The following is a 25,641-nucleotide window of genomic DNA, read 5'->3' as shown; positions in this document are numbered from 1 at the left end:
CATGTTCGGAAAACTTACGCTCGATGCGATTCCGTACCACGAGCCAATCATCGTGGGCGCGGGCATCTTCATGGCGCTCGTCGGGTTGGCCGTGCTCGGCACGATCACCTATCTCGGCAAATGGCGCTACTTGTGGACGGAATGGCTGACTTCCGTCGACCATAAGAAGCTCGGCATCATGTACATCATCGTGGCGATGATCATGCTGCTGCGCGGCTTCTCGGACGCGATCATGATGCGTCTGCAACAGGCGCTCGGCTATATGAGCCCAGGCTATCTGCCGCCGCATCACTACGACCAGGTGTTCACGGCTCACGGCGTCATCATGATTTTCTTCATGGCGATGGCGTTCATGATCGGCCTGATGAACCTGATCGTGCCGCTGCAGATCGGCGCGCGCGACGTAGCGTTCCCCTTCATCAACTCGTTGAGCTTCTGGATGACCGCGGTAAGCGCGATTCTGATCAACGTGTCGCTGGTGATCGGTGAGTTCGCGCAGACGGGCTGGCTCGCTTATCCTCCGCTATCGGAATTGCAGTTCAGTCCGGGCGTTGGGGTCGACTATTACCTGTGGAGTTTGCAGCTCTCCGGTATTGGCACCTTGCTTACCGGTGTGAACTTCTTCGCGACCATCGTGAAGATGCGCGCCCCGGGCATGACCTGGATGAAAATGCCGGTATTCACGTGGACCGCGCTCTGCACCAATGTGCTGATCATGGCGTCGTTCCCGATCCTGACCGTGACGCTCGCGTTGCTCGGTCTGGACCGTTACCTCGGCATGCACTTCTTCACGAACGACGGCGGCGGCAACGCCATGCTGTACCTGAACCTGATCTGGGCATGGGGTCACCCGGAGGTGTACATCCTGATCCTGCCGGCGTTCGGTATTTTCTCGGAAGTCGTGGCCACCTTCGCCAAGAAGCCGCTGTTCGGCTACAAGACGATGGTATGGGCGACCTGCGCGATCATGGTGCTGTCGTTCCTCGTGTGGTTGCACCACTTCTTCACGATGGGTTCGGGCGCTGACGTCAATGCCTTCTTCGGCATTGCGACGATGGTGATTGCGATTCCGACCGGCGTGAAAGTGTTCAACTGGTTGTTCACGATCTACAAGGGTCGTCTGGAATTCACCACGCCCGTGCTGTGGACGATCGGTTTCATGATCACGTTCACGATCGGCGGAATGACCGGCGTGATGATGGCGATCCCGGGCGCGGACTTCGTGCTGCACAACAGCCTGTTCCTGATCGCTCACTTCCACAACGTGATCATCGGCGGTGTGCTGTTCGGTTATCTGGCCGGCTTCAACTACTGGTTCCCGAAAGCGTTCGGTTTCAAGCTGAACGAGAAACTCGGCAAGGCTGCATTCTGGTTCTGGCTGGTCGGCTTCTATGTCGCGTTCATGCCGCTGTATGTGCTCGGCTTCATGGGCATGACGCGTCGTCTGAACCATTACGACAATCCGGCATGGCATCCGTGGCTGATCCTCGCTGCGTTTGGCGCAGGGCTGATTGCTATCGGCATTGCCTGCCAACTGGCGCAGTTGTACGTCAGTATCCGCGACCGCAATCTGCCGCAAAATCGCGACGTCTCGGGCGATCCATGGAATGGTCATACGCTGGAGTGGGCGATGAGCTCGCCGCCGCCGGTGTACAACTTCGCGATCATCCCGACGGTGCGTAAGCTGGATGCGTTCACCGATATGAAGTCGCGTAAAGCGCAGCAAACAGAGCCGGTGTATCGCGACATTCATATGCCGTCGAACACGTCAGCGGGTCTGCTGGTTGGCCTGTTCTCGCTGGCGCTCGGCTTTGCCGGTGTGTGGCACATCTGGTGGCTTGCGATTGTCGGCCTGGTCGGTGCAATCGGAACAGTGATCGTCTATAGCTTCCAGGGCAACGACGGCTACTACATCCCGGCCGACACAGTCGCGTTGATTGAAGAAAAACGCGCCGGCGCTGGTGCCCACATTGCGCTTGAGGTGGACTGATGCTACAGAAGACTATTGCGGTTCAACCGCATCTCGCGCCGGACCATGTGCCGTCGCAATCGGTATTCGGTTTCTGGCTGTACCTGATGACCGACTGCATCATCTTTGCCGCGCTCTTCGCCGTGTTCGCGGTAATGGGCCATCAGTTCGCGGGTGGCCCGACCGGCAAGGATCTGTTCGAGATTCCAGGCGTTGCGCTTGAAACGTCGATGCTGCTGCTGAGCAGTATTACGTACGGTTTCGCGATGCTGGGCGCGCACAAGAACCGGAAGGGCGTGCTGCTCTTCTGGCTCGGCGTGACCTTCCTGCTGGGTCTCGCGTTCCTCGTGCTGGAAATGCGCGAGTTCTCGCACCTGATCGCAGAGGGTGCGGGCCCGAGCCGCAGCGCGTTCCTGTCGTCGTTCTTTACGCTGGTCGGCACGCACGGTTTGCACGTGACGTGCGGCCTGGTCTGGATGGTGGTGCTCGCCGTGCAGGTGATGCGTCATCGCGATCTGACCGAACGCGACATGATTCGCCTGACGTGCCTGAGCCTGTTCTGGCACTTTCTGGACGTCGTGTGGATTGGCGTCTTCACCTTTGTCTATCTTGCGAGCGTGATCTAAATGGACCATAGCCATCACTCACACCTGGCGCACCCGGACGAAGGACACGGCGGAGAAAGTCACGGCAGCTTCGGCAGCTATACGGTGGGTTTCATTCTCTCCGTCATCCTGACTGCCGCGGCTTTCGGTCTCGTCCTTAACGGGACGTTGACCGGCGAGAACGCGCTGCTCGCGATTGCAGGCCTCGCGTTTGTGCAGATCGTCGTGCATCTGATTTTCTTCCTGCACATGAACGCGTCGTCGGCACAGCGTTGGAACGTCATGGCGTTCGGCTTTACGGTGCTCACGGCTGTGATTCTGATCGTCGGGTCATTGTGGATCATGCATAACGTCAGCATGCACATGATGTCCCGCTAGGCGGAAAACTAAGTCATTTGAGAAAAAGCCCCGCAAGTTGAAAACTTTGCGGGGCTTTCTTCATGCATTCCAAAGGCGCACGATTTGGACACGGCGCCGCGATTCAGGATTGACCGCTCTCGAAACACGCGTTAGCATCGTTTCCATGATCGCATCTATCCATTCTCGTCCGCATTCTTTGCACGCATGCTGTTGCAGCCTGCCAAGGGGAGCTTGCGTCTAGCGAGTCGATCTGTACACGTCCGCATCCCTGAGGCCACCCGTCACAAGACCGGTGGCTTTTTGTTTTGATCTTTCCGCTTTCGTTCTTGCGCTCTCACGTTCACTAACGCGCTCAACACCACAGGAATTCACATGCCACTCGTCCTGTACGACACCTGGTCGCGCACCTTACGCGCTTTCACGCCGATTCAAGCGGACCATGTGGGGCTGTATTGCTGCGGTCCGACCGTGTACGACCACGCGCATATCGGCAACCTTCGAACCTACGTGTTCGAAGACGTGCTGCGACGCGTGCTGACATTGAACGGTTACACCGTGCGGCACGTCGTCAATATCACCGATGTGGGTCACCTGGTGTCCGATGCTGACGAAGGCGAAGACAAAATGGAGAAGGGCAGCCGCCGCACTGGCGAATCGGCGTGGACGATCGCGGAGCGATATACGGAAGCCTTCATGAACGACTGGCGCGCGCTGAACCTGCTCGAGCCTGCCCTGTGGTGCCGCGCGACCGATCACATCGTCGAGCAGATCGACTTCATTGCCGAACTCGAACGCAACGGCTATACGTACCGCACGACCGACGGCGTCTACTTCGATACGAGCAATCAGGACGACTACGGCTTTCTCGCACGTCTCGACGTCGCTGGCCTGCAGGCCGGCAAGCGTGTTGCGCTGGGAGAGAAACAGAACCCGACGGATTTCGCGCTGTGGAAATTCAGTCCGCCGGACACCATACGGCAAATGGAGTGGGATAGTCCGTGGGGCCGGGGTTTTCCCGGTTGGCATATCGAATGCTCGGTGATGTCGGCGAAATACCTCGGCCCGTGGTTCGACATTCATTGCGGAGGAGAGGATCACATTGCCGTGCATCACAGCAATGAAATCGCGCAAACGCGGGCACGCCATGGAACCCGTCTCGCGAACTTCTGGATGCATGGCCATTTTCTCACGCTGGACACCGGCAAGATGTCGAAGTCGGGCGGCGATTTCGTGCGTTTGCAGACGTTGATCGATCGAGGCATCGATCCGCTCGCGTATCGCTACTTGTGCCTCAGCGCGCATTACCGGAGCACGCTGCGCTTCAATCTCGAAGCGCTCGATGCCGCGCAATCCGCGTTGGACCGTTTGCATCGAGCTTATGTGCAATGGCCTGAAGGGGGCATGCCCGATGCGAACAGCGTTGAGCGTTTCAAGGCTGAGGTCGATCAGGATCTGAATCTGCCGCGTGCGCTCGCCGTGCTCTGGGATGTGGTGAGAAGCAATCTCCCGGCGGCGACGCGACGGGCGACGGTCGATCGATTCGACGTCGTGCTCGGACTTCGGCTTGCCGACTGGAAGGAAGACGTGCCTGTGATTCCCGCCGATATCGCGCTTATCTTCGACGAGCGTGACAAGGCCCGCGCGGCTAAGGACTGGAACGAGGCTGATCGTCTGCGTGAGCAATTAAAAACCGAGGGCTGGCTCGTGAAAGACGGTCCGGGTGGGCAGGTGCTGCGTCCACGCGATACAGGGAAGTAACGATACCCCGGCGTGGCGATGAAGATAGACGGGCCGCCATGCTGGCCCGTCTATCTTCACGCGGTTTCTCGCGTTGCCTAAAGCGGCACCACGACCGGCTCGGAGTGGCAAGGCGGCTTGCCGTAGGGGACATGGACAGGCCCACAACCCCAGTGAATCGGCGGACACTCCCAGCCGCGCCGAACGACAATAGGCGGCATCATCCCGCCAGGGCAAGCAGACGGTGCTTCCCGCGTGAGGCAAGCGATGCCGCCGCGGATGGATTGCGAAGCCGTGCAGTCGAGCTCATCGACGCGGGGCAAATCTTTGAGAACTAGCGTTTTCATGGTGGATCTCCGGCAGGGTTGGATTGACAGTGAGCCCGGGTATCGCCGCGCTCATTGATTCCCTTTGCACACACCATGCCATCCGCCGCAAAGCGTTATGGCGTCCACATCTACCGATCTCGCGAGCGCAGGATGGTTGAGATACACCGACTCGTGACGCTACGGTGTTGGCGCACCACCAACAGCTACGCTGTTGCGAGCATTCGCTACACCTGCCGGAATTCTGGGCACAATGGGCAACCCTGCGCCACTCGCGCACGAATCGCCGATTTCCATTAGCAAGCAAAGGAGGATGTATGAGCCAGCTTAAAGCCGTCGAATATTCCGCAGCTTCGCCTGAAGTCACAGCCGTCTATGACGACATCAAGCAGACGCGCCAGGTCGACGACGTCAACAACTTCTGGAAATACATCGCCCAGCATCCGCCTACGCTCGCGCGCACGTGGGACAGTCTGAAGGACGTGATGGCACCGGGTGCGCTAGATCCGCTGATCAAGGAATTGCTTTACGTCGCGGTGAGCGTGACGAACAACTGCGGCTACTGCGTCGCAAGCCATACGGCGGCGGCCCGCCGCGCGGGCATGACCGATGAAATGTTCGGCGAGCTGCTGGCGGTGGTCGGTATGGCGAACGAGACCAACCGCCTCGCGGTGGGGTATCGCGTGCCGATCGACCCCGCTTTCGAGTAACGTCGTCGAGTAACGGTGCGCGCGCTTAACCCTGCACGCCGCGCCATCCGGCGAGCAGCGTGGGCAGGTCGGCCATGTCACGGAAGACGTGAACCGCGCCCGCGCCGTGCAAGGCAGTGGCGCTGCTGTGGCTCAGTTCTTTCGGACAATAGCCGAACACTGTGGCACCGGCGGCCACGCCTGCAGTCACGCCCGTAACGGTATCGTCAACCACAGCGCAGCGTTGCGGCTCTACGCCCAGGCTTGCGGCCGCGGCGAGATAGACATCGGGATACGGCTTGTTGCGCGGTGTTTCGTGACCGCTAGAGATGCGCCCTTCGAAGCAGTCGAGAATACCGGCCTTCGCCAGTTGCAGTTCCACTTTGATGCGATCGGCGCCGGACGCGACAGCAATGCGTCCGTTGAGCGATGTGTAAAGCGCGCGCACTGCCGACGCCGCGCCATCGATCGCCACCAGCTCGCGATCGAGCGCCTCATTGCGACGCGCGCGAAATTGCATGAGCCAATCCGCTGTAATTGCGAAGCCGGTGCGCGCTTCGATGAGTGCGGCTTCATCCCTGACGGCCTTGCCGACAAAAATTTGCATCGCCTCTTCGACACTCAAGTGCCAGCCCAGCTCACCGAGCATCTCGGTCAGCACGCGGTTGGTGATGGGTTCGGAGTCGACGAGCACGCCGTCGCAGTCGAAGAGTACGGCGTGGAAAGGGAAATCGGCCATCGGGCAGGGTACGAAAAGTGGTCGCGGAACCGGGAAGGATACCTCACCGGCTCGCGCGACGCTGCGTAACGGCCCCTGTGGGAGTCAGGACCCTGCGGCCTTATACCCGTCATTCAGCGTTTTCATAAACGCAATGATGTCCTGAATGTCCTGATCCGTCATGGCCGGCTGATCCCCGAACTTGCGATCGAACGGCGCATCGGCAACATCGACATTGGCGCGATACTGCGCCGGCAGATCGTTGTACTTCTGTACCTTGCCCGAAGCATCGCGTGGATAGATCTTCTCGGGCGCCGTGTTGCGCAGGTTGTAGAAGTCCATGACCTGCTTGAGATCGTGATACACGCCGTTGTGGAAGAACACCTTGCGCTCGGCAACATTGCGCAGGGTCGGCGTAAGGAACATCCCGCAGTACTGCGTCTCCTTCGTCATGTCGTCACGGAACGGCCCGCACACGCCCATATCGAAGAACTTCGGATCCTTGTTGGCCGGAATGGCCGGATTCCGCGGCACGCCAAGGGCCTCGTACTGAGTGTCGGTGAACACTGGCGGCAAGCCATCCTTGCTGGGCTGGCTCAAGTGGCAACCCGCACAATTAGCCTTGTCCTTATCGTTGAACAACTGCAAGCCATGCAATTCGGCGTGGGTCAGCCGTGCTTTACCTTCGAGCCAGTAATCGTACTTGCTGGTAAAAGCATGGAACGACTGATCCTCGGTCTGATACCGTCCCACTGCGAACATGGCTTCCGAGATCAGCAGGCTCGGATTATTGACGATGCCCGGTCCGAAGATCTGCTTGAACTGGTCCACATACTTCGTTTGCAGCAGCTTGTGCGCGACATCTGCTTCAGTTGCGTTGGCCATCTCCACCGGATTCATCAGCGGACCGATTGCCTGGATTTGCAGCGTATCGGCGCGGCCGTCCCAGAACAGACCGCCTTGCGGCACCATCGCCGGGGCGGCGGGGGCGGCAAGCGCCGTCTTCTGTGCGCGCTGCACGCCGGCGGCCTGCGACGCCAGTTGGGTCATATCGACGGGCACGTCGGTATCGCCCTGATCTGGTCCGATGCTGAATGGCGCCTGGCGGTACAGATACGTCAGCGACGGCGGCGGCCGATAGCCCGCCTGATTCATGTGCGCGCCGCCGAGTTGAACCGGGAACGCGTTATCCGGCGCATACGAATGCTGTGCTGAGTGGCACGACGCACACGACTGCGTACCCGATGCCGACAACGTCTGGTCGAAGAAAATCTGTTTGCCGAGCAGCGCAACCGCGCTCAGCGGCGCGTCTTGCGGACGCATCAAATGAACTGGATTGGGATTCGCGCCGGTGATTTCCTCGACGATCGAGCCAACTGCGGGCGGCATCCGTTCCGGATAGATGAGCGCGTACGCGCAAACCACGACGAGCGCGAGCATGATGCCGGCGGCGCTCCACGCGAGCAGCCTGAGCCAGGCGCGACGGGTAATGACGGGACCCGGCTCACCGCCGGCAGGCAGATGCGGGGGCAGCAGGGCGTCTGAAGGATGATTCATGGCGGTAGTGACAAGTAATTCGATCAGGTGCGATCAAAAAGCAAATCGAGCCAGCACGTTTGCACTGGCTCGACGCCCAACTACAGCTTGATGTGTTTCGTGCTCTTCCTCGCGCTGCGCATCGTGTCGTCATGCACGAGCAGCGCTCGTGCATGACATGACGGCAGGTGCACCGAAAGAGCAGTCCGCACGTTTGCGGGTCAGCTAGCCGGCGGCGCCGACAGTTTCGTACCCAGGTTTTCGTCCAGATACACCGTCGGATTGTTGCCCGAGCCCGAGAAGTTGAACATGTTCATGATGCTGCCCGCGGTTGCATCGAACGAACCACTGCCAAGGCGTTGACCGCCGAGCCAGTTGTCCTCAATGAACCTGACCACGGACGCCTGGGTGATCGGCGTATCGTCGACGAAGTTGACCTTCGCCCACGGCGACACCACGATAAACGGCGTGCGCGTACCCGGGCCGCAACGCCCGTTCACCGCACCGCCATTCACACCCTGCGGCTGAACCGCGCCTGTTGCAGTGCACTGACCCGTGCCGCTCAGGTTGTCGGTGCCAGCCACCGTCGCGCCGCCCGCGGATTGCGCCGTGGTCGAATCGAACGACGAGCTCTTCGGCGCCATGTAGCGGTGGTCGTACCAACCGTCCGAATCGTCGTAGGCGATGATCACGGCGGTGTTCTTCCAGTCAGGCTGTTGCTGCAGGAAGTTGATCACCTTCGTGACGAAAGCTTGCTCGTCGATCGGGTCCGAGTTGCCCGGGTGGCCATCGCTGATCGCAGGCGCCTTCAGGAAGCTCACCGACGGATAGTTGCCCGCCTTCACCGCGGTGAAGAAGTCGTCGGTGTCGTACTGGTGGTGAACCGGCGTTGCCGTGTTGTCGAGCGGATCGGTCGCGCCGATCACTGCCGTCGACGTCGGACGCGTGTGCTTCAGGTTGGCCGTGGTCGCGTAGTACTGGAACCAGGCGTGATGCTGCACGTAGTCAGACTTGGTTGCGTTCAGGACTTGCGAGAAGGTCGAGCGTGCGCAACCGGTCGTGCCGTTGGCATTCGTGGTCGTCAGGTTGAAGCCGCCCATGAAGCCGCCCCACGTCAGGCCCTTCGCGCTGAGCAGGTCGCCGATGTTCCTGGACGTCATCGCGCCCGTCACCGTGCTGCCTGCCGCGATCGTGCAGGCGTCACCGGTCGGGTCCAGGTCGCCGACCATCGTGAAGCCGCCGGTCGAGTCAGGAATTGCGTTGGCCGAGGTTCCGCCCGTCACCACGACACCGTTGTTCTGGCCTGAGATGACTTCGAGTGCGCCAGGCGTCGACGGACCATACGTGTCCGTGTACGCGTTCTGGTTCATTGCGAAGTTCTGCGCGTAGTTCCACATTGCCGTGACCGTATTGCCGTCGAAGTAACCGAGCACCTGGCCTTTCGTGGCGAACGCGCCGGTGCTGCCGGCAATGGTCGAACCCGCCGCCGTGAACAGCGGGAACGAGTCCATCGCGCCGTTGTTATATGCGAGCTGTTCTGCGGCATACGCGTGGTTCTGGCTCGACGTATTGGCTTGCGAACGATCGAGACGGAACGGCAGCAGGTCGGCGGCCGGCAGGCCGAGACCCGCTATCGTCACCGAACCCACCGTGCGGCCCGCCGTGTTCGGCGAGGTCGACAGCGCGTTCGGGTTCGCGGTGATCAGGTTGTTGGTGCTGAGGTTGTTGACCGACGGCGTGCCAGCGGCTGCTGAGAATTGCGGCTCGCCAACCGGGTTGTTGGCCTGCGGGTAGGTTGCGAAGTAGTGGTCGAACGAGACGTTCTCGCCGAAGATCACCACCACGTGTTTGATCGGCGTGGCCGTCGTGACGGCATCCTGCGCCGACACCGTAACTACCGGCGTCGATGCAGCCGCCGGCGCGGACGCCGTCGAACTCACGCTATTGTTGCCGCAAGCAGCGAGCGCAAGCATCGCGGCAAACGGGATGGGTAAGAGGGTTCTACGGAACATGTGACTGGCTCCAGATTCGACTTCGCCGTTCAGCGTTTCCAGTAATGCACGTGTGGATGTTCGCTGGGGATATTGTTAGAAATACAGCTGAGGTGTCTTACCGCTAGAAACAGCGCGCATTGAAACACCCGCTGATTAAGATTTGAGGGCGCGAACATTACGCCACCTATCGGTTGCCATTCATTTAGATAACTTTTACTGTCGTTCCGCTTGCGCGAGGCCGCGATGGAAAGGTTGTTATGGCCTCCTCGATTCGCGTGCAGCGGCGCGTTTCTTTCAGCGCCAATCAGAACGGCGGAGAACGACGGATTTTTCCGGCTGCGGCGTTCAAGAAGAAACGCAGCCGCTTCTGGCTTCGGCTCTTATGGGAGAAATCCAACATGACATCGACCAAACTGGTCCGCCTTCTGACTTCCGTGCTCGCTGCGGCGATTACGTCCGTTGCCACACTGGCGGCTGCGCCTGCCTTCGCGCAGGCGGTGATCGTCGCGCCGATGGCGCCGCCGCCGCCGCGCGTCGAGGTGATGCCGGCGCCGCGTGCCGGCTACGTCTGGGATCAGGGGCGCTGGCGTTGGGAGCACGGCCGTTATGTGTGGGTGCCGGGCCACTGGCAGCCGGTGCGCGTCGGCTATCGTTGGGTGCCGGGGCATTGGGTGCAGCGCGGACCTAACTGGCGTTGGGTCGAAGGGCATTGGGCCTGAACGTTGAGCGCCGTGGTGCTCTTTGGCTCGCTGTGGAGCCGCATACCTTGAGCGAACGCGATCCCGATGCGGAATTGCTCGAGGGGGTGGCCCGGCAGGACCCGGCCGCCGTCCGCTCGCTCGTCGCGCGCAAGCTGCCGCGTCTGCTCGCGCTCGCCACGCGCATGCTGGGAGACCGCATGGAAGCGGAAGACGTGGCGCAGGAGGTCTTCGTGCGGATCTGGAAACAGGCTTCGCGCTGGCGGGAAGGCGAGGCGAAGGTCGATACGTGGGTCCATCGTGTCGCGCTCAATCTCTGCTATGACCGTCTGCGCGGCCGCCGCGAAGTCCCGCAAGACGACCTGCCCGACGTGATCGACCCCGCCGCGTTGCCCGACGCCGCGCTTGAAGCGCGCGCCCAGGACGAACGCGTTCGCGAGGCGCTCGCCGCATTGCCGGCACGACAGCGCGAGGCGCTGGTGCTGAATTACTACCAGGAGATGTCGAACATCGACGCTGCCGCCCTGATGGGCATCACGGTCGATGCACTGGAAAGTCTGCTGGCACGTGCGCGCCGCAATCTGCGCGCCCAACTGGCCGGCAGCGGCCTTAGCAAGGACAAGTCATGACGCCCGAAAGATTCCATCAGATCGTCGAAGCCTACGGCGCCGATCCGCGCCGCTGGCCGCAACAGGAACGCGCAGCGGCAGATGCCTGGGCCGCGGCGCATCGTGCCGAGGCCGGCGCGTTGCTGGCGGACGTGGCCGGCATCGATGCATGGCTGGCCACCGACAAGGTCGATCCGCCTGGCGCGGCATTGCAGCAGCGCATCATCGGCAGCGCACCGGGACGGCGGCCGAGCGCACCACGCCGGAAACTGTGGTGGTCGGGTGCGGCGGTGGCAGGCGTTGGCGTGCTGGGCGGCGTGGCCGGCGCTTTTGCGGTCTCGTTCTTTGTTTTGACGGGGACGGTTCCGCAAGTGCATGAGTCCTCTTATTTAACTTCGAGCTTCGGTGGTTCATCCGCCGATTGGAGCGGCGAATGAACGGCCGGTCATGGAAAATCGTGCTGGTGGCTTCGCTGGTGCTCAACGTGTTTCTGCTGGGCGCGATTGCCGGGGGCGCTTATCAGTGGTTTGCGGCGCATGGCGCGACCACCACGGTGCTGGCGCAGCAGCGCACCGCGCTGCGCTTTGCTGCTGAAACGCTGCCGGCCGAGCGTCAGAAGGCTTTCGTCGACGGCTTGAAGAATGCGCGCCGCGAGGGCCGGCAATATGCCCGCGAAGGCCGCGAAGGGCGTCACGACGTGTTGCGTCTGCTCGCCGCGCCGCAGTTCGATCGCGCGGCACTGGACGCGGCGTTGGCCCGCACGCGTCAGGCCGACAGCAGCTTGCGCGCGCAAGTGGAGGGCAGTGTGGCGGATTTTGCGGCGACGCTGTCGCCTGAAGAGCGCGTCGCATTCGCCGACAGCCTGAAGCTGCGCGGACAATGGCGTGAACCGCAACCGGCCGCCAATGCGAACAAGCCACCGAAGCCGGCCGCAAGTGAGTCTTCGAGTGAAGTGTCGGGCGAATAAAAAAATCGGAACGGCCGCGACGGATTGGAGCGTGGCGGTCGTTTAAAGAAATATCCAACGCCGAAGAGGATGGCATGGCCACATCACCGAACATGAATGCCGCGGCGATTGCGCTGAACCGCTTCGGCCTCGGCGCGCGTGCCGACGATACGCCGCCCGTCGACCCGAAGGGATGGCTGCTCGCGCAGTTCGAGCAATATCAGCCGCGGCCTGCCGCGTGGGCGAGCCAGCCTGATTCGGCGGCGCTGTCCGGTGAGCTGGCACAGCAGCGCATGCAACTGAATCAACTGAACCGCCAGACTCAGCAGACCGTCAACGAAGGCGCATCCGCCAATCAGACGAATGCGCAGGCCAGCATGCAAACCACTGGGCAGGCCAACCTGCAAACCAGCGGGCAGGGCGCACCAGAAACCGTCGCACAAACTGATAAGCAAGCCGAACGAAAAGCATTGCGCGGCGAAATTCTCGACATGTACCGTTCTTCGGTGAACGCGCGGGTCGCCAGCGCGCTGACCACGCAGACACCTTTTATCGAGCGGCTGGTTCATTTCTGGGCGAACCACTTCGCGGTGTCGACGGAAAAACCCGGCGTCGCGGCGCTGGCCGGTTCATTCGAAGCGGAAGCGATCCGCCCGCACGTGCTTGGCCGTTTCGAAGATATGCTGGTCGCCGTCGAACGTCATCCGGCCATGCAGTTGTTTCTCGATCAGACGCGTTCGGTTGGACCGGACAGCATGGCGGCCATGCGCGCCGCAGAGCGCAATCCGAACGTCAAACGCGGGCTGAATGAGAATCTGGCGCGCGAAATCATGGAGCTGCACACACTCGGTGTGCGCAGCGGCTACAACCAGGACGACGTCACGGAATTCGCCCGTGCGCTGACCGGCTGGAGTCTCGCTGGCAATCCAGGCAACCCGCGCGGGCAGGGTACGCAGCCGAACGCCGCCCCAGGCACCTTCGTGTTTCGCGTCGCGCTGCACGAGCCGGGCTCGCGAACCATCATGGGCCTCCGCTACGACCAGCCGGGAGAAGAACAGGCGCTGGCGATCCTGCACGACCTCGCGAGCGCGCCCGCGACGGCACAGCACATCGGCGGCAAGCTCGCCCGTCACTTCGTTGCGGATAATCCGCCGCCGGATGTGAGCGAGCGATTGGCGAATGCATTCGCGCGTAGCGGCGGCGATCTGCCGACTGTGTACCGGACGCTGCTCGACATGCCGCAGGCGTGGTCGCCGGCTGCGGTGAAGTTCAAGACGCCGTGGGAGTGGACCATTTCTTCGATGCGCGGGCTCGGCTGGCAGGACATCGGCAACCTGCAGGCCGCACCCATCCTGACGCAACTCGGTCAACCGGTGTGGCGGCCAGGCTCGCCTGCGGGCTACGACGACATTGCCGCAAGCTGGGCGGCGCCCGATGCGCTCGTGCGCCGGGTCGAAGTGGCACAGCGCTTCGCGTCGCGCGTCGGCGACCGGCTCGACGCGCGCTCGCTCGGGCAGACCTTGCTGGCCGGCTCGCTCAGTGCGCCGACTGCCACGGCCGTGTCGCGTGCCGAAAGCGCATCGACCGCGATCGCGCTGCTGCTGGTCTCGCCGGATTTTCAACGGAGATGAACGCCATGTTTTCACGCCGAAAATTTCTCAGCGTTGCCGCTGCAGGCGCAGGCGCGATTCTCGTGTCGCCACGGATCGCGTTTGCCAGCGTCGCAACGGATCGCCGCTTCGTGTTCGTGATCCAGCGCGGTGCGGCCGATGGCCTGAACATCGTCGTCCCGTACGCCGAACCCGCCTACGCGACATTGCGCGGTGCGCTTGCGATCGATGCATCCAAAGCGACCCGGCTCGACGGCACCTTCGCGCTGCATCCCTCGCTGGTGCAGACCGCCGCGATGTATGCGGATCGCCAAGCGCTGTTCGTGCATGCAGTAGCGTCACCGTATCGCGACCGCTCGCACTTCGACGGGCAGAACGTGCTGGAGACCGGCGGCACCTCGCCGTATCAGATGAAGGACGGCTGGCTGAACCGGCTCGTCGCATCGATGCCCGCCACGCGCGAGAACGCGATCGCCTTTGCGCCGACCGTGCCGATGGCGCTGCGCGGCAACGCGCAGGTGACCTCGTACGCGCCCTCGGGGTTGCCGCAGGCTCCCGACGATCTGCTCATGCGGGTCTCTCAGCTGTACGATCAGGATGCGCAATTGCGCCCGCTATGGGAGTCCGCCATGACCGCGCGCGGACTCGCGGGCGACGCCGGAGCGCGTCAGGACCCGGCGAGCCTTGGCAAGCTCGCCGCCGGTTTTCTGTCACGCGACGATGGTCCACGCATTGCGATGATCGAAACCGGTGGCTGGGACACGCACACTGCGCAGAACGCACGCCTTGCCAATCAGCTGAAAGCGCTCGACACGATGCTGGCGGCATTGCGCGACGGCATGGGGCCGTTGTGGAGCAAGACTACCGTGGTGGTGGCAACCGAGTTCGGCAGAACCGCCGCCGCCAATGGCACGGGGGGCACCGATCATGGCACCGGCTCGGTGGCGATGATGCTGGGAGGCGCGGTGGCGGGCGGACGTGTGCTCGCCGACTGGCCGGGCCTGAAACCGGGCGACCTTTACGAAGCGCGCGACCTTAAGCCGACGATGTCGCTGGATGCGTTGATCGCCGGCGCCGCAAGCGAAAGCCTCGGACTCGATCCGCAGCGTACGGCCGCTACATTGTTCGGCCAGACCGCCGGCATGCGCCCGCTGACAGGGCTCGTGCGCACATAAGCTGAAAACCGCCAGAACGACAGACAGCGCCGCAAATTGGCTCTTGCGGCGCTACCCATCGTCACTGCTCGTCATTCGTCAATCGTCAGACGCGATCAACCTCCACCGCCGCCCTGCGTGCCGAGCGTCAGCTTGTTGTTCACCGACGTCACGCCTGAAACGCCCTTGGCCACTTCCTCAGCTTGTGGGATTTGAGCGCCATCGGGCACCGTTCCAGTCAAGGTCACCGCACCGCCGCGCGCCCGGACAAACACGTTCGACACATCAAAACCCTGCGCCTTGCCTAATGCCTTGCGCACGGCCAGACCCAACTTGCGGTCCGTGCTCTTCATCGCTTTCGAATTCGGAGCCGGCGCCATCATGGTGCCCGACGCCATCGCATCGCTCGATTGGGCATAGGCGCCGGACGCAGTCGCCACACACAATGCGATGCCGAGCGCCTTCAATAGATTGACTGTTTTCACGTTTTCTCCATTCCTCGAAAAGTTGATTTCGCATCGTTGCATGCAAAAAAACACGCGCCTGCAAGCACTTTTCCGCCCGCATGGGCCTCCGGTCTTGTAGAAGAGTAACGTCGTGAAGCTCCCGGCGCGCTTAAACAATACTCCAGCAAACGCGCGAGCGTTGAAAAAACTGACCTGGCCGCCCGTCACCCGATTCGCCTATCATGACGGCTTCGATCATTCAGGGCGTACCGCAGATGTCTGATGGCGTACAGGAACAACTACACGAACCACGCACTGAAGCCGCTGCATCGTCGATCGATTATGGCTTGTGGGCACTGACCTTCAGCTACGTATTGAGTCAGTTTTTCCGTAGTTATATCGCTGTGATTTCCACCCAGCTGATCGGCGATTTTCATTTCTCGCCGCAGATGTTCGGCTGGTTTGCGGGCTCATTCTTCCTTGTGTTCGCCATCGCGCAACTCCCGGTCGGCGTCATGTTCGACCGCTACGGCGTGCGCGGTCCGACCGCGCTTTTGATGGGCGTCGGCGCCGCGTGCGCCGGCGTTCTTTCGATGACGACGAGCGCAACCGTGGCGCTCGTCGCGCAAGCCGGCATCGGACTGGGTTGCGCGCCGATCTTTATGGGGCTGCTCAACTACGTGCTGCATTCCGGCCACGGCACGCGCAATGTACGCGCTGTCACGACGGCGAGTGCGATCGGCATGGCGGGCGCATTGCTGGCCGCGTTTCCTCTGAGCCGGGCGACGGCTAGCTTCGGCTGGCGTCCGGTCATGGTTACCGCTGCGTTAGCCATGCTATGCGCGACGCTTGGCGTCGTATGCTTCGTGCGCCGGCGCGATGCCGCCGCGCATGAGCAAAGCCTCGCTGCATCGCAACACGCGGCAGGCGCATTGAAACGGCGTACCGGTTTCTGGACCTTGATGCCGGCCTGCCTCGCGCTCTCGGTCGGCAGCACGTTTCGTACGTCATGGGGCGGCCCGTATCTCGCCGACGTCTACGGCTTCGACGTTATCGCCCGCGGCAATGCAATGACCGTCACCAGCGTGATCGGGATCGCCGCATCGTTCTGTATTCCGGTGGTCGTGCGGTTCTGCGCACCCAAGCTTATTTCGTTGCTGTGGCTGATCGCCGGCGTGCTGGCGGCACTGGTACTCGCTGTCAGTCCGGACGGCAACTGGGGCGTCAGTGTCGCGTTGATCTGCGTGTTGTTCTCGGTCGGCTCGATCCATCCGCTCGTAATGTCGCAAGCGCGCGCCATCATTGCACCGCGCCGGCTCGGGCTCGGTCTGGGCCTGCTCAACAGCCTCGTTTTTCTCGGCGTGGCGCTGACCAGCAGTTGTTTCGGCTGGATCGCGGGTGTCGCAAAACAGGCGCATCTGTCTAATGCGGGGATCTACTCGGCGCTATTTGCCGTGACCGTCGTGCCGCTTGCTGTCGGCGCGGTAATTTATTTTTTCAGCCCGGTGGTGGCTGCGCCGAAAGAAGAAGTCTGAGCGATTTTTTGCATTTGTCTATAATTCCGCAGCCCGGATCACCCCTGTTCCGGACTATGGTTTGTCCTTCAGATGGTGCCGTTTCGCGGGAGCGCGTTTCATTTTGAGCAAAACCAATCACAGCCCGATCGATCATCCGGTCGAGGAGCCGAGCGCGGCAGACGGTGAGCAGACACCCGCTGCATCCGCCAGCGCAAATTCGGTCCTCGCGAGCCGGACGGCGCACGAGGCGCACAAGGACGACCGGCATTTCGTCACGGCACTCGCGCGCGGGCTCGAAGTGCTGGCGTGTTTTCGCTCAGGCGACAAATCGCTGAGCAATCAGGAACTCGCATTGCGCTGCAAGCTGCCGAAATCGACGGTATCGCGTCTGACTCACACGCTGACGCTGCTCGGCTATCTGATTCATTTGAAAGAGAGCGGCAAATACCGGCTTGGCACGGCTTCGCTCGCGCTGGGCAGCGCGATGCTGGCGCGGCTTGATGTCCGCAAGATCGCCCGGCCGGTGATGCAGGAGTTGGCTGATATCGTCGGCGCAACCGTGTCGTTGGGTACGCGCGACCGGCTCTCGATGATCTACGTGGAAAATTGCCGGGCCTCGGTTGCGCTTACGCTGACGCTGGAAGTCGGTTCGCGTATTCCGGTTGCCACGTCGGCGATTGGCCGTGCGTGGCTCGCGGCGATTCCTGAACACGATCGTCTCAGCTTCATGGAGCAGGTGCGTGAGCTCGATCACGTCGCGTGGCCGAAAACGCGCCGTGGCATCGAGAACGCGCTCGAAGATTACCGCACGCTCGGCGTGACGACTTCGTTCGGGGACTGGCAGAAAGAGGTGAATGGCATCGCACGTGCTTTCCAGCCGGGTGGCGAGCTGCCGATCATGGCGATCAATGTCGGCGGACCTTCGTTCAAGCTCTCCAAAGAGTTCCTGCTCGAAGAAGTGCGGCCACGTCTGATCGACGTAGTGACGCAGCTGGAAGTCGCGCTGTCGCATTGAGCGGTGTCAGGCGGTATCAAGCGGCGTGGAAAGCCGCACTGAGCGGCAGCGCCTAGAACCACTGAGGTGCCATGCTGAGCGTCGTATCGTCGAGACTGCGCAGCGTGGCAAGCATCAGCGAGACACGCGGCAGTTCCCAATGGAAGAACCACTGACACGCATGCAGCTTGCCGCGATAGAAGTCACGGTCGGCTTCACTCTTCGCTTCAGGTAGCGCGGCGCTCGCAACGATCGCCTGCCGCAACCACGTCCACGCAATCACGATATGCCCGAACGCTTCGAGAAAAGCATTCGCGTTGGCGAGCGCGCGTTCGCTTTCGCTGGCGAGCGTGGGCAACAACGCTTCAACCGTGCCGGTCAATTCGTTCCATGCCTGGCCGAGTGAATCGGCATGCGCTTGCAGTGCCGGATGAACTCGAGCCGATTCGAGGCTGCGCTGTATTTCACGTCCCAGCAGCTTAAGCGCCGCGCCTTGTTTCATCACGACTTTGCGGCCGAGCAGATCGATCGCCTGGATACCGTGCGTGCCTTCGTGAATCATGTTCAGGCGATTGTCGCGGTAGAACTGCTCGACCGGATATTCACGCGTATAGCCATAGCCGCCGTGAATCTGGATCGCCAGACTATTCGCTTCGAGGCACCACTGCGAGGGCCACGACTTCACCACCGGCGTCAGCAGATCGAGCAGCAGGCCCGCTTCGGCGCGTGCAGTGTCGCTCTCGCCGGTGTTCTGTTCGTCGACGAGGCGCGCCGCGTACAGGCACAGCGCGTACGCGCCTTCCACATACGCTTTTTGTGCAAGCAGCATGCGGCGCACGTCGGCGTGTTCGATCAACGGCAATTGCGGATCGAGCGGATTCTTGTTTTCCGGACGACGCCCTTGCGGCCGTTCGCGCGCGTAATCGAGCGACGCCAGATAGCCGCGATAGCCGAGCATGACTGCACCGAGGCCGACGCCGATACGTGCCTCGTTCATCATGTGGAACATGTAAGCGAGCCCGTGATGCGGTTCGCCCACCAGTTCACCGATGCATTCGCCGCGCTCGCCGAACGACAGCATCGTCGACGTAGTGCCACGCCAGCCCATCTTGTGAATCAAGCCCGCGAGCGCGACGTCGTTGCGCGCACCGCGGCTGCCGTCGTCATTCACATGGAACTTCGGCACCGTGAAGAGCGAGATGCCTTTGACACCCGGCGGCCCGCCGGGAATGCGCGCCAGCACCAGGTGAACGATGTTCTCGCTCAACTCGTGATCGCCGCCCGAAATGAAAATCTTGTTGCCGCGGATCGAATAGGTGCCGTCTTCGTTAGGCGTTGCACTGGTGACGAGATCCGAGAGGCTCGAGCCCGCTTGCGGCTCGGTCAACGCCATCGTGCCGAACGCGCGGCCTTCGAATAAGGCTTGCAGATACTTGCGCTTCTGCGCGGCGCTGCCGAAGCGCTCGATCACGTTCGCATTCGCCGTGGTCAGCATCGCGTAAGACGAGGTGGCGATGTTGGCGCTCTTGAAGAGCGACAGGCAAGCAAAGGAAATCACCGAGGGCAACTGCATGCCGCCCCATTCGTAGTCTTTGCCTGCAGCAAGGAAACCGGCGGAGCGGAACGCGTCGAGTGCGTCTTTGACCTCGGCGGGCATCGTGACGCGTTGACCGTCGAATTGCGGTTCGTGTTCGTCCGAAAGACGGTTGTGCGGCGCGAACTTTTCAGCGGCGACCGCATGAGCGGTTTCGAGCGCCGCGTTGAAAGTTTCGCGAGTGTGGTCGGCGTGGCGCGCGCGCTGCGTGAGCGTCTCGGCCTCGAGCACCTCGAACAACTGGAATTCCAGATCACGCGAGTTGATGATCAGCGCATCTTGCATGGGAGAAGATCCGTCCAAAGGTAAGCCGCTACGCAGAACAACTACGCGGCAAGCGCGGGAACCCACGAAATCGCATAGACGCGGCTCGATTGAAAAGTGCGGTATTCGGGTAAGTCCCGATGACCCGCCCATCGACGATGCGTGTCAGTTTAAATCAAAAGTGAATGAGCGTGCTTTTATTTACAGGCTGAATTTCGGCACGTATGATGGTTAGCAAATCTGGAATAGAAGTCTGCATTGCAGAACAACTTGGAGGAGCGTCGTAATGTCTGTGAAAGACCTGTTTCAACTGGACGGCAAGGTTGCACTGATCACCGGAGGCTCGCGCGGGCTGGGCCTGCAAATGGCCGAGGCACTCGGAGAAATGGGCTGTCGCGTGGCAATCACCGCGCGTAAGGCCAATGAACTCGCCGAAGCGAAAGCACATCTGCAAAGCCGGGGTATCGAGGTACAGACCATCGTCAACGATCTGCAGCGCTTTGAGGGAATCCCCGGTCTCGTGGATGAAGTGCTCGGCCTGCATGGCAGCATCGACATTCTCGTGAACAATGCGGGCGCGACATGGGGCGCACCGGCCGAAGATTATCCCGATGAAGCGTGGCACAAGGTGATGAACCTGAATGTTCATGCGCCGTTTTTCGTCGCTCGTGAAGTGGGCAAGCGCAGCATGATTCCGCGTCGTGCGGGCAAGATCATCAACATCGCGTCGGTGGCAGGGTTGAAGGGTTCGCCGCCTGGCATGAACACGATTGCGTACAACACCTCCAAGGCTGCGGCGATCAATTTCACGCGGGCGCTCGCGGCGGAATGGGGCAAGTACAACATCAACGTCAACGCGATCTGCCCGGGATTTTTCCCTTCGAAGATGTCGGCGGGCTTACTCGACAAACTCGAAGACACCATCGTTTCGCGCACGCCGTTGCAGCGCCTCGGCGGTGATGAGGATCTCAAAGGCCCGGTCGTGTTCCTCGCGAGTGAAGCGTCGCGTCATATCACGGGCCAGTATTTTGCGGTGGATGGCGGATCGATCATTGTTTGATCGGCTGGTCACGAGACGCGGCGCGTGGGCCAGGGCGCGCTGCGTTTACCTAAAAGAGCTTTGCATGGGACCGGAGTAAGTGCTTTGCATGGGACCAGAGTAAGCGCTAAAGCGCCAACTCTGGCCGACAGCTAAAGCGCTAACTCCAGTCGACAGGAGACGCCGCATGAATTTTCAGCACTCGGACAAGGTCAAGAGTTTGCAGCAGCGCCTGAACGCTTTCATGGACGAGCACGTGTATCCAGCCGAGGCGGTTTTCGAAGCGCAGATGGACGCCGCGCGTGAATCCGGTAACCGGTGGCAGCCCGCGCCGGTCATCGAGGAATTGAAACAGAAAGCGAAGGCCGTGGGTTTGTGGAACCTGTTCCTGCCCGAATCGAAATACGGCGCGGGGCTCACCAACCTCGAATACGCACCGCTGTGCGAAATCATGGGGCGCTCGCATATCGGTGCGGAGCCGTTCAACTGCTCGGCGCCGGACACCGGCAACATGGAAACGCTGGTGCGTTACGCAACACCGGAGCAGCAACAGCAATGGCTGCTGCCGCTGCTCGACGGCACGATCCGCTCGGCATTCGCGATGACGGAGCCGGAAGTGGCGTCGTCAGACGCGACCAATATCGAAGCGCGCATTGAGCGCGACGGCGACGATTACATTCTGAACGGCCGCAAATGGTGGACCTCGGGCGCGAACGATCCGCGCTGCAAGGTCCTCATCTTCATGGGCAAGTCCAGCCCGGACTACACCAACCGGCATCAGCAGCAGTCGATGATTCTGGTGCCGATAGACGCACCAGGCGTGAAAGTACTGCGTCATCTGCCGGTATTCGGCTATGACGACGCCCCGCATGGCCACGCCGAAATCTCCTTTGAAAACGTACGTGTGCCGGCCAGCAACATGCTTCTCGGCGAGGGCCGCGGCTTCGAGATCGCGCAAGGGCGGCTCGGGCCGGGCCGTATTCACCACTGCATGCGTTTGATCGGACGCGCTGAGCGCGCGCTCGAAGCAATGTGCCGCCGCTCGCTGGAGCGCGTTGCGTTTGGCAAACCGATCGCGGACCAGGGCGTCACCCGCGAACGGATCGCGAACGCACGCATCATGATCGACCAGACGCGGTTTCTGGTGCTGAACGCGGCGCACAAGATGGACACGGTCGGCAACAAGGACGCGCGTCAGGAGATCGCCATGATCAAGGTGGCTGCGCCCAGCATGGCGTGCCAGGTGATCGACTGGGCGATGCAGGTGCATGGCGGCGGCGCGGTCAGCGACGACTTCGGCCTTGCTCGCGCGTATGCGAGTTCGCGCACGCTGCGTTTCGCGGACGGCCCTGACGAAGTGCACCGTAACGCCATTGCGAAGATGGAGCTTGGGCGTTACCTCGGGCGTTCATGAAGCCGCTGACTCCACTGATTTCCCTGATTCATTAGCCAGCCGCGTCCGTCACGCGGTGGATGTAAACGAAGCGCGCACCACCGTGTGAAACGCGCACAGACAGTAAGGCAGGAGACGCCGATGAACGAACGCCATCACCCGAATTGGCCGCCGCAAGTGCCACTGCATCTGACGCTGCCCGAGACCAACATTTTCTATAACGCCGAAGTATCGGCGGCGCGTTTTCCCACGAAGCCGTTCATCGTCTTCTACGACACGCCGATTACGTTCGGCGAGTTCAAGGACGAAACCGAGCGTATCGCGGGATTTCTTCAGCAGGAATGCCACGTCAAGGCGGGCGACCGCGTGCTGCTTTACATGCAGAACAGCCCGCAATGGATCATCGCTTACTACGGGATCCTGCGTGCGAACGCTGTCGTGGTGCCGGTCAATCCGATGAACATGAGCGGTGAACTGGCGCATTACGTCGAGGACAGCGAGGCGACCACGATCATCGCGCCGCAATGCCTGTTCGCGAACGTCGAGCCGCTGATCGGCAAGGGGTCGGGGAAGGGCATCGAGCACGTCATCGTCGCGACGTATAGCGATTATCTGAAGCGGCCATCGCCGATTCCCGTGCCGGAATTCGTGGCGGCGCCGCGCAAAACCTTCAATATCTCCGGCGTCATACCCTGGCGCGAGGTGCTCGAACGGCATATCGCGCCGGGTCCGCTCACTACCGGTCCGGACGATCTGTGTGTGATGCCATACACGTCCGGCACCACCGGCAAGCCGAAGGGCTGCATGCATACGCACCGCAGCGTGATGAGCACGCTGCTCGGCGGCTGCGTCTGGTTCTCGGCGCCGCCGGACGGTGTGTATCTATCGATATTGCCGTTCTTTCACGTGACCGGCATGCAAGGCGGCATGAACAGCGCGGTCTTTTCCGGCGCCACGATTATCGTGTTGCCGCGCTGGGATCGGGAAGCGGCGGCGCTATGCATGCAGAAATATCGCGTGACCGCGTGGCAGTCGATCACGGCGATGATGGTCGATTTTCTGTCGAACCCGAAGCTCGGCGAGTACGATCTGTCGAGCCTGACGGGCGCACGCGGCGGCGGCGCGGCGATGCCGGACGCGATTGCCAGGAAGCTCAAGTCGCTGACGGGGCTCGATTACGTCGAAGGCTACGGCATGTCGGAGACGATTGCCGGCACGCACATCAATCCCCCGCATCGGCCGAAGCCGCAGTGCCTGGGCATTCCCGTGTTCGACGTCGACTCGCGCGTGATCGATCCGGTCACGCTGCAGGAACTACCGCAAGGCGAAACCGGCGAGATCATCGTGAACGCGCCACAGGTGATGCAGGGCTACTGGCGCAATCCCAAGGCGACTGAAGAAGCGTTTATCGAACTCGACGGCAAGCGTTTTCTGCGTACCGGCGACCTCGGTCATATCGACGAGGATGGCTATTTCTTCATGACCGATCGGCTCAAGCGCATGATCAATGCATCGGGCTATAAGGTGTGGCCCGCGGAAGTCGAGGCGCTCATGTACCGGCATCCTGCCATCCACGAGGTGTGCGTGATCGGCGTGAAGGACGCGAAGCGCGGCGAAACCGTCAAGGCGCTGGTGGTGCCTGCCGCGGCGCATGCCGGCACGATCACCGAGCAGGAGATCATCGACTGGTCGCACGATCAGATGGCGTCTTACAAGGCGCCGCGCATTGTCGAGTTCGTGACGTCGCTGCCCAAGTCGGGCAGCGGCAAGATTCTGTGGCGCAAGTTGCAGGAAGAGGATGCGGCACGCACGGCCGCGGCCAGTGAGAGCAGCGGCAGCACTGGCAGCACAGGAGGCGCCTCGTCATGACATGGCTCGAAGCCTTACTGGACGAACCGTTCGTCTGCATCACCGACATGCTCCGCCGCTTCGCCAAAGAACGCGGTGAGCACGCGGCATTGATCTGCGACGGCGAGGTCGTGACTTATGCCGAGCTTGATGCACGAGTCGATCGCTTTGCTGCCGCGTTGCAGCGCGACGGCATCAAGCCTTACGATGCGATTGCGTTATGCGCCGCCGCCTCGGTGGAATACGCGGTGGTGTTTCTTGGCGGCCTAAGGGCAGGAGCGGCGGTCGCGCCGCTCGCGCCATCGTCGAGTGCGGCGAGTCTCGTCAGCATGATCGGCAACTCCGGCGCGCGGCTGTTGTTTCTCGGTGCCGACGTCAAGCGTCTCCTCGAACCGGTGGCCGCAGAGATCAGCGCAATCCCCATCGCGCTGGATGCGCACGCAGGCAGCACCCCGCTTGAAGCGTGGCTCGCGCCCAAGGGCGCAACGCCAGAAGCCGTGACGATCGATCCGGCGTGGCCGTTCAACATCATCTATTCGTCAGGCACCACGGGTACGCCGAAAGGCATCGTGCAGTCGCACGGCATGCGCTGGGCTTATGCGGTGCGCAGCATCCAGCGCGGCTATGGACCAGACGCCACGACGCTCATCTCCACACCGTTGTATTCGAACACGACGCTCGTGAGTTTCATGCCGACGCTGACATTCGGCGGCACAGTCGTGTTGATGCCGAAATTCGACGCCACACGCTATCTCGAGCTGGCGCAACAGTATCGTGTCACGCACACCATGCTGGTGCCGGTCCAGTATCAGCGCTTGATGGCGCATCCGGACTTCGACCGTTACGACCTCTCAAGCTTCCAGGCCAAGTTTTGCACGAGCGCGCCGTTCGCCGCGAGCGTGAAGGCGGACGTGGTGCGCCGCTGGCCGGGCAAGCTGACCGAGTACTACGGCATGACCGAAGGCGGTGGCTCGTGTCAACTGGAGGCGGACGAATGTCCCACCAGGCTGCATACGGTCGGCAAACCGATCGAAGGTCACGATATCCGTCTGATCGACGAGCTCGGTAACGAGGTCGCAGCGAGCGAGGTGGGCGAAATCGTCGGCCATTCGCCCGCGATGATGACCGGCTACTACCGTCAACCGGAGAAGACTGCCGAGGCGGAGTGGTACGACCCGAGTGGCAAGCGTTTCATCCGCACCGGCGACATGGGCCGTTTCGACGCAGACGGATTTTTGACCCTGCTCGACCGCAAGAAGGACATGATCATTTCGGGTGGCTTCAACGTTTATCCAAGTGACCTCGAGGCAGAACTGTGCTCGCACCCGGACGTCGCGGATGTGGCCGTGGTGGGCGCGCAGTCGGAGCAATGGGGCGAGACGCCGGTTGCGTTCGTGGTGCGCCGCCCGGCCGCACCGATCGACGCCGACACGCTGCTGGCCTGGGTCAACGCGCGGCTCGGCAAGGTGCAGCGGCTCTCCGCGCTGACCTTTGTCGACGCGTTGCCGCGCAGTCCGATCGGCAAGGTGCTGAAACGGGAATTGCGCGAGCAGTACTATCCCGCATCGCGTTAGCACAGCGTATAGAGACGTCTGA

The 25,641-nt window shown here is 61.7% G+C and carries 23 protein-coding genes; 17 read left to right on the top strand and 6 right to left on the bottom strand.

The features are described from left to right. Window position 1: 1 nt before the first annotated feature. From cyoB to cysS, 4 genes are all read left to right on the top strand, one after another. On the top strand, window positions 2–1,990 hold the full coding sequence (cyoB, locus tag PQQ86_RS29980; protein ID WP_408275298.1) for a cytochrome o ubiquinol oxidase subunit I: 1,989 nt from the start codon (window positions 2–4) through the stop codon (window positions 1,988–1,990). Beyond that, window positions 1,990–2,595, top strand: a complete 606-nt coding sequence (gene cyoC, locus PQQ86_RS29975) for a cytochrome o ubiquinol oxidase subunit III (protein ID WP_097396765.1) — start codon at window positions 1,990–1,992, stop codon at window positions 2,593–2,595. The genes cyoB and cyoC overlap by 1 nt, the downstream gene beginning before the upstream one ends. Next, the gene (cyoD, locus tag PQQ86_RS29970) at window positions 2,596–2,952 is read left to right on the top strand and encodes a cytochrome o ubiquinol oxidase subunit IV (RefSeq protein WP_093644557.1); all 357 of its coding nucleotides are present in this window, start codon (window positions 2,596–2,598) and stop codon (window positions 2,950–2,952) included. It abuts the gene before it with no gap. A 354-nt stretch (window positions 2,953–3,306) separates the two neighbouring features. Further along, entirely contained in the window at window positions 3,307–4,692 is a 1,386-nt protein-coding gene (gene cysS, locus PQQ86_RS29965) for a cysteine--tRNA ligase (protein WP_408275295.1), read from the top strand. A gap of 77 nt (window positions 4,693–4,769) precedes the next feature. Here the strand turns inward: cysS and PQQ86_RS29960 are convergent, their stop codons facing one another. Further along, window positions 4,770–5,018, bottom strand: a complete 249-nt coding sequence (locus PQQ86_RS29960) for a hypothetical protein (RefSeq protein WP_408275292.1) — start codon at window positions 5,016–5,018, stop codon at window positions 4,770–4,772. Between the two features lie 296 nt (window positions 5,019–5,314). Between PQQ86_RS29960 and PQQ86_RS29955 the strand changes: the two genes are divergently transcribed. Then, window positions 5,315–5,707, top strand: a complete 393-nt coding sequence (locus PQQ86_RS29955; protein ID WP_408275289.1) for a carboxymuconolactone decarboxylase family protein — start codon at window positions 5,315–5,317, stop codon at window positions 5,705–5,707. Between the two features lie 25 nt (window positions 5,708–5,732). Here the strand turns inward: PQQ86_RS29955 and PQQ86_RS29950 are convergent, their stop codons facing one another. The 3 genes from PQQ86_RS29950 to PQQ86_RS29940 all read right to left on the bottom strand — a co-directional run bounded on the left by PQQ86_RS29950 (window position 5,733) and on the right by PQQ86_RS29940 (window position 9,952). Next, window positions 5,733–6,425 carry an HAD family hydrolase gene (locus PQQ86_RS29950; RefSeq protein ID WP_408275287.1) on the bottom strand — a complete coding sequence of 231 codons (693 nt, stop codon included), beginning with the start codon at window positions 6,423–6,425 and terminating at the stop codon, window positions 5,733–5,735. An 84-nt stretch (window positions 6,426–6,509) separates the two neighbouring features. Next, on the bottom strand, window positions 6,510–7,961 hold the full coding sequence (locus tag PQQ86_RS29945) for a cytochrome-c peroxidase (RefSeq protein ID WP_408275284.1): 1,452 nt from the start codon (window positions 7,959–7,961) through the stop codon (window positions 6,510–6,512). 200 nt (window positions 7,962–8,161) lie between these two features. Beyond that, on the bottom strand, window positions 8,162–9,952 hold the full coding sequence (locus PQQ86_RS29940; protein ID WP_408275281.1) for a phospholipase C: 1,791 nt from the start codon (window positions 9,950–9,952) through the stop codon (window positions 8,162–8,164). Window positions 9,953–10,332: 380 nt separating this feature from the next. Here PQQ86_RS29940 and PQQ86_RS29935 point away from each other — a divergent pair, with 380 nt between their 5' ends. From PQQ86_RS29935 to PQQ86_RS29910, 6 genes are all read left to right on the top strand, one after another. Next, window positions 10,333–10,653 (top strand): YXWGXW repeat-containing protein, encoded by a 321-nt coding sequence (locus PQQ86_RS29935; protein WP_408275279.1) that lies wholly within the window; start codon window positions 10,333–10,335, stop codon window positions 10,651–10,653. Between the two features lie 47 nt (window positions 10,654–10,700). Further along, on the top strand, window positions 10,701–11,261 hold the full coding sequence (locus PQQ86_RS29930; protein WP_408275276.1) for an RNA polymerase sigma factor: 561 nt from the start codon (window positions 10,701–10,703) through the stop codon (window positions 11,259–11,261). Next, window positions 11,258–11,677, top strand: a complete 420-nt coding sequence (locus PQQ86_RS29925; RefSeq protein ID WP_408275273.1) for a hypothetical protein — start codon at window positions 11,258–11,260, stop codon at window positions 11,675–11,677. The genes PQQ86_RS29930 and PQQ86_RS29925 overlap by 4 nt, the downstream gene beginning before the upstream one ends. Then, on the top strand, window positions 11,674–12,207 hold the full coding sequence (locus PQQ86_RS29920; protein ID WP_408275271.1) for a periplasmic heavy metal sensor: 534 nt from the start codon (window positions 11,674–11,676) through the stop codon (window positions 12,205–12,207). Before PQQ86_RS29925 ends, PQQ86_RS29920 begins: the two co-directional genes overlap by 4 nt. A 74-nt stretch (window positions 12,208–12,281) precedes the next feature. Continuing rightward, on the top strand, window positions 12,282–13,817 hold the full coding sequence (locus PQQ86_RS29915) for a DUF1800 domain-containing protein (protein ID WP_408275268.1): 1,536 nt from the start codon (window positions 12,282–12,284) through the stop codon (window positions 13,815–13,817). 5 nt (window positions 13,818–13,822) lie between these two features. Continuing rightward, the gene (locus PQQ86_RS29910; protein ID WP_408275265.1) at window positions 13,823–14,971 is read left to right on the top strand and encodes a DUF1501 domain-containing protein; all 1,149 of its coding nucleotides are present in this window, start codon (window positions 13,823–13,825) and stop codon (window positions 14,969–14,971) included. Between the two features lie 95 nt (window positions 14,972–15,066). Here PQQ86_RS29910 and PQQ86_RS29905 read toward each other — a convergent pair whose 3' ends face one another. Next, window positions 15,067–15,435: a BON domain-containing protein gene (locus PQQ86_RS29905; RefSeq protein WP_408275262.1), complete on the bottom strand. Its 369-nt coding sequence runs from the start codon at window positions 15,433–15,435 to the stop codon at window positions 15,067–15,069. Window positions 15,436–15,638: 203 nt separating this feature from the next. Between PQQ86_RS29905 and PQQ86_RS29900 the strand changes: the two genes are divergently transcribed. Together PQQ86_RS29900 and PQQ86_RS29895 are read left to right on the top strand one after the other, a co-directional pair. Further along, a complete protein-coding gene (locus PQQ86_RS29900) occupies window positions 15,639–16,931 on the top strand; it encodes an MFS transporter (protein ID WP_408275259.1) in 1,293 nt (430 codons plus the stop codon). 103 nt (window positions 16,932–17,034) lie between these two features. Beyond that, entirely contained in the window at window positions 17,035–17,928 is an 894-nt protein-coding gene (locus tag PQQ86_RS29895; RefSeq protein WP_408275256.1) for an IclR family transcriptional regulator, read from the top strand. A gap of 52 nt (window positions 17,929–17,980) precedes the next feature. Here PQQ86_RS29895 and PQQ86_RS29890 read toward each other — a convergent pair whose 3' ends face one another. After that, window positions 17,981–19,786 carry an acyl-CoA dehydrogenase gene (locus PQQ86_RS29890; RefSeq protein WP_408275254.1) on the bottom strand — a complete coding sequence of 602 codons (1,806 nt, stop codon included), beginning with the start codon at window positions 19,784–19,786 and terminating at the stop codon, window positions 17,981–17,983. 265 nt (window positions 19,787–20,051) lie between these two features. On the opposite strand from PQQ86_RS29890, the gene PQQ86_RS29885 reads away from it, so the two are divergent. The 4 genes from PQQ86_RS29885 to PQQ86_RS29870 all read left to right on the top strand — a co-directional run bounded on the left by PQQ86_RS29885 (window position 20,052) and on the right by PQQ86_RS29870 (window position 25,619). Then, window positions 20,052–20,825, top strand: coding sequence for an SDR family oxidoreductase (locus PQQ86_RS29885; protein WP_408275251.1), 774 nt, complete (start codon window positions 20,052–20,054; stop codon window positions 20,823–20,825). Between the two features lie 166 nt (window positions 20,826–20,991). Beyond that, the gene (locus tag PQQ86_RS29880; RefSeq protein ID WP_408275248.1) at window positions 20,992–22,218 is read left to right on the top strand and encodes an acyl-CoA dehydrogenase family protein; all 1,227 of its coding nucleotides are present in this window, start codon (window positions 20,992–20,994) and stop codon (window positions 22,216–22,218) included. A 120-nt stretch (window positions 22,219–22,338) separates the two neighbouring features. Further along, the gene (locus PQQ86_RS29875; RefSeq protein WP_408275245.1) at window positions 22,339–24,066 is read left to right on the top strand and encodes a long-chain fatty acid--CoA ligase; all 1,728 of its coding nucleotides are present in this window, start codon (window positions 22,339–22,341) and stop codon (window positions 24,064–24,066) included. Further along, window positions 24,063–25,619: a class I adenylate-forming enzyme family protein gene (locus tag PQQ86_RS29870; protein WP_408275243.1), complete on the top strand. Its 1,557-nt coding sequence runs from the start codon at window positions 24,063–24,065 to the stop codon at window positions 25,617–25,619. Before PQQ86_RS29875 ends, PQQ86_RS29870 begins: the two co-directional genes overlap by 4 nt. The last annotated feature ends 22 nt before the right edge of the window (window positions 25,620–25,641 follow it).

This window comes from Paraburkholderia sediminicola, assembly GCF_046026675.1.
Lineage (GTDB): Bacteria > Pseudomonadota > Gammaproteobacteria > Burkholderiales > Burkholderiaceae > Paraburkholderia > Paraburkholderia sediminicola_F.
This window is presented reverse-complemented; position numbering and strand designations above follow the sequence as displayed.